A 4,355-nucleotide genomic window follows, 5' to 3' on the forward strand; every position below is an offset into this window, starting at 1 on the left:
AACGTAGCTTTATGGGTCGGTAAACGTAGCTTTATGGGGTCTAACATGTATGAGTGGTGGGCGATACAGCGGACGTAAAAGCTCTTAAAAACTCTTAAAAACATTAAAAACATCAAACGCACTTTTTTTTGTGGATAACTAGGTCTTAATTTAGTGAATAATCAGGCTCAAAACATCATCAAAAATTGATTAATCCTTTGCTGGATAGATTGGCTCAGGTTTGAATTATTGGTCATTGGTGAAGTCATCAGCCAAGCTCAGGCAATCATCAGATTATTAGTAATTGCTCAGATTTGCCCTGTAAGCGTCTTTGCTTGCTCAATAGGTAACTTAGTACCACTTTACCCTTAGAATTGAAATGCGAGCCGTTTAGACAGCAAATTGCTACTATCTCAGCTCATATCATTAGTGATTGGTTTGGCTATGGAATGATTAGGTAATGAAATTATCAGTTAATTATCACTTAGACTTAATATTGAATGTTCAATGATAATAATGGGTAATTGCTATCGTTTGATAACTGGATTAGGTGCAATGATAGACGAGCTATCACTTACTGGTTTTATGATTTGGGTATAGGCTAATGATAGATTGACTCGAAGTCTTTTGATGGGTTCGACATGATGTCGAAGTGTGAAGTTCTTAACGCTCAGTTTTGGGCAGTGAGATAAATAACCGCCTTTACCTGTCCATAAAGTCGTTTCTAACGATGTCCGAAAATTATCTTTTTTGAGTGTGACTCCTACAGTAGGAACTAAACAACACGCTACAGACCAAGTGTTTACGGCATTTCTTGATTATTATTTTTGACAATACCAACGACAATACCAACAATCGCTTTTTATTCTGCCTGATTGCTGTCTGTTTTGAACATTCACCATCATGGTGAGTGCGTCCCCACTTTTGGGCATGGCTAATCCTAACCGCCATTGGTGACTAGGGTGTGAACTTCTTAACGTCCAGTTTTGGATAGTGGAATAGATACGTCCAAACTTGGGTTTATCTCGATTAATCGTGTTTGGTGCGCTGTAGAGGCATCGAACATTCGGCTGTGTCCCAAGTGTTTTAGCGGTGTTCAGGTTTTATTGATTGTCTTTTAACAATACTTTTAACATCGTTTGGCTGTCGCTACCTTGATTTGAATGTCAGGTTTTATCAGGTTCTAACGTGTCCGAAAACTAACACACCCTGTCAGGTTTGCGAGCGTCTTTGACATTCACTATCACACTGACTGGCTGCACCTCGTTATCATCAGTAACGCCCTTATCTAGCCCTAGCAGCTTTGCTTTGCTCATTGTCGCTGCTACCATAGCAGATGCCTGTCCGTTAGCCTTAGCGGTCAATCTAGCATCGTCTAATTCTGTCATCAGGTCGTCAATGCTCATTTTCATTCTTTACCCCATAATATTTTTATAGGTGATTGCTGCTTGCTCAGATGATAATTCATTCATCAGCTCGCTAATGCTCTGCACCGCATCGGCATTTACGTCTTTAATCACTGGCTTATCAAAACCAAGCAACTTCGCCTGACTCATTGTGGCTGTGACTATGCCGTTTGGATTGCGGTCTGCTATTGCGATTTGTTTGGCTGTCTGCAAGTCTGCTATCAGGTCGTTTAAATCAGGTATTTTCATTGCTTAACCTCAACTGGTGCAACCGAGTTTATCGAGTGTTTGCTGCCATATCTTAGAAGTCAGTCTGTCATGCTCATTCACTAGCCTATCAAACGTCTTTGAGTGCATACCTTTTAGCTTTGTACCACTGCCATGAGCAATGCCACTTTGCCACCCTAAACGCTGCCTGATTGCGTCTGCACGACTGAATAATCGGTCAATGGGTTGCTGTAGCTGTGAGCCGTAAGGAACGCTCAGGCAATGTCTGCAGACGTAAGTCCCTGCACAATACAATACTGCTACTCGTTTGCTGCATGATGGACATAGCCACCAATGGCGGAAGTTACCATAATTGCATGATGTTTTTGTTAGCTGCACAGAGTATCTGTAAGACTTGCCACGATACGAGTAATTTAACTCAATGCTGCTTGCTGTACCTGATCGCCTCAAATGGTCACGATAGCTGCTAATGCTCAATCTAGGGTAATTGCTCAGGCTTGAAGTAGTCGCTAGTGCTGCTATGGTTTTCTCCTCATATCTAAATCATTAAGCAAATAACGGTAACTGTCGTTCGGCATCGGTCATCATGTGAATTGGTTTATCTGTGGCTGTGGTTTTTGGTGTGACTTGTTTTGCTCGATTTGCTTTGGCTGCTATCGCTTTTTTGTAGTCATCGCCTGCAGTGAATATTTGCCCATGCTCGTTCAATCGTGGCTTGATACGGCTTGTTTGATATGAATTGGCGCGTTCAGCTTTGATTGTTTTGCCACGCTCTTTGGCTAAGTAAGATAGACGTTCGAATGCCTCTTTATAGGTGCTGTAATCGCCTTTGGCTAAGTCTGTACGCTTGATTAGGTATGATGCGTTATCACAATATCCGATACTTAGTTTTTGATGTTTTGCCACCTCATCAGCCATTCTTAGCAGCTCCTTACTCACTCTAGTGGCATTGCTACCATCAACCATGACAGCCAAGTGATAATGCTGCTTTTTTACTGTCTCAACCTCACGACACCAAATAGTACCGACATTCTTTGTTTTGTAATTCCTTTGAATGCGTGACACGTAGCTACGTAAAAACCTAGTCATCTTTTCATTGGTTGGACTGTGCGCGTCAACATGAACGTCCATTCTAAGTATGAACACCCTATTGTGATGTGACAGCATTGCGTCAATCTCACGCTTAAATCTTTGCAATGGTTCAACGTAGCAGTTGTATATCTTGCCGTCTTTGCCAGTGTTCAAAATAGGCAACTCTAAACCGTCAATAATTACGGTTGGTTCGTTCGTAAGTTCTCGCATTAACAAAACCTTATCCAGTTGGAAATGAAAATCCGCGTGAGCCTGCACCGACTAATCAATGATTTAATGCTCTAAGGGGATTAAAGGGAGTGCTGGAACACATAAGATAATATTTAAATCCCAGTAGTTTTCATTTTTAAGCCCATGATACCCAGTGCTTTTGAGCTTGATATTAGCCTAAATATGCGCATGACAACTGTGAATGAAGTATAGATTAACCAATATAAGCGACTGTTTAGAATGGATTTACAATAGGATTTGCCTAATATGCATTTGACAGCCCTTTCTTGACGTTTTAGCCGTCTGTAGTACCTCACTATCAAAAACCATTTACGAGGCTGTCAGCGTCAATCTGTGAGCACGTTTTTACTTAACCTTGCCCTTTGATGGTTTATAACCGACTTTACTCAGGTGCTTATGATATTTCTTTTGCTTGTCAGGGTCTTTGAGATCATCAGCAATCATTGCCACAAAGTCAGGCGTTTTCATTCCAACTGGTGCATTACTACCAAGCTCAGGTAATGCAGCTAACTTTTTGCTGAACGTGCTTATCTGGTCATCTGTCATATTGTGGAATAGGTCAGGCGTGGCATTATCTCTATTCTTATTTGTAGCAGTAGCGAGCTGCTCAGGTGTTTTCTTTTGCTTGAATGTGAACGTAAAGCCAGTGATTGCCTTACCTGTTTTATGCTGTTCATAGTCAGCTGTCACATCGGTGAAGTCGTTAATCTGTTTGATAGCGAGGTCAATTACTCGAGCCTTGAAGTTATTCATTGCCTTGTACTGCTCAGGCTGAACGCCTAGTTTTGAACGCAAGTCATCAAGTGCTATCTTGTTTGTTTTACCAACTGACTTCCATTGCATCATCAATTCATACAGCCTGATTGCATATTCGCTTTGCAGCTCGCTAACCTGTTTTAGGTCGTATTCTGTGTATTGCTCACTAAGCCTTGTTATCAGTGGAATAACGGCATCTGTGAATTGCAGCTCAATCATGCCAGCTGTGTCTATGTAGCTTATCTTTTGCACCCATCTAACGACATGATGCGCTAGTTTTCCTGTCTGCTCGTGAATGTCGCTATACTCAAAAGACGACTCAAACAAGCCAGTAACCGCGCTTTTCAATGCACCGTATGAAGTATGCTTTTCTACTTTGAATTGTTCCTGATAGCTGCTTGCATGGATTTGCAGCACACCCCTAGCATCAATCAATTTATCTTGCGCCCTTGCTGCAACGATAGCCAAAAAGATGACACGCTGCTCAGGTATTCCAAGCGAGTAACTGGCATTGATTAATTTATTATCTTTTGTGATTAGCTTACTCATTATTTTGGCTCATTGGTGGGTAGCATGAGTATTATAATTCCTTATAGATACAACTTGCAACTAAGTGTAGCGTTTAGGTCGGTAAACGTAGCTTTATGGGTCGGTAAACGTAGC

The 4,355-nt window shown here is 41.4% G+C and carries 5 protein-coding genes; all 5 read right to left on the minus strand.

The features are described 5' to 3' along the window. Positions 1-1,178: 1,178 nt before the first annotated feature. The 5 genes from INT03_RS01290 to repM all read right to left on the minus strand — a co-directional run bounded on the left by INT03_RS01290 (position 1,179) and on the right by repM (position 4,241). Positions 1,179-1,385 carry a hypothetical protein gene (locus INT03_RS01290; protein ID WP_193007253.1) on the minus strand — a complete coding sequence of 69 codons (207 nt, stop codon included), beginning with the start codon at positions 1,383-1,385 and terminating at the stop codon, positions 1,179-1,181. A 9-nt stretch (positions 1,386-1,394) separates the two neighbouring features. Next, the gene (locus INT03_RS01295) at positions 1,395-1,634 is read right to left on the minus strand and encodes a hypothetical protein (RefSeq protein WP_193007254.1); all 240 of its coding nucleotides are present in this window, start codon (positions 1,632-1,634) and stop codon (positions 1,395-1,397) included. Between the two features lie 9 nt (positions 1,635-1,643). Next, complete coding sequence (locus tag INT03_RS01300; RefSeq protein WP_193007255.1) at positions 1,644-1,991, minus strand: hypothetical protein; 348 nt, start codon at positions 1,989-1,991, stop codon at positions 1,644-1,646. A 168-nt stretch (positions 1,992-2,159) separates the two neighbouring features. Beyond that, positions 2,160-2,915 carry an inovirus-type Gp2 protein gene (locus tag INT03_RS01305; protein WP_193007256.1) on the minus strand — a complete coding sequence of 252 codons (756 nt, stop codon included), beginning with the start codon at positions 2,913-2,915 and terminating at the stop codon, positions 2,160-2,162. 366 nt (positions 2,916-3,281) lie between these two features. Next, positions 3,282-4,241: a replication initiation protein RepM gene (repM, locus tag INT03_RS01310; protein ID WP_193007257.1), complete on the minus strand. Its 960-nt coding sequence runs from the start codon at positions 4,239-4,241 to the stop codon at positions 3,282-3,284. Between the last annotated feature and the right edge of the window lie 114 nt (positions 4,242-4,355).

Origin of the sequence: Psychrobacter sp. PG1, from assembly GCF_014897815.1 — a bacterium.
Lineage (GTDB): Bacteria > Pseudomonadota > Gammaproteobacteria > Pseudomonadales > Moraxellaceae > Psychrobacter.

What these genes read in the sequence shown, in the direction of transcription:
- INT03_RS01290 (WP_193007253.1), bottom strand. Translation starts at nt 1,385, where the DNA reads ATGAGCATTGACGACCTGATGACAGAATTAGACGATGCTAGATTGACC.
- repM (WP_193007257.1), bottom strand. Translation starts at nt 4,241, where the DNA reads ATGAGTAAGCTAATCACAAAAGATAATAAATTAATCAATGCCAGTTAC.
- INT03_RS01305 (WP_193007256.1), bottom strand. Translation starts at nt 2,915, where the DNA reads ATGCGAGAACTTACGAACGAACCAACCGTAATTATTGACGGTTTAGAG.
- INT03_RS01295 (WP_193007254.1), bottom strand. Translation starts at nt 1,634, where the DNA reads ATGAAAATACCTGATTTAAACGACCTGATAGCAGACTTGCAGACAGCC.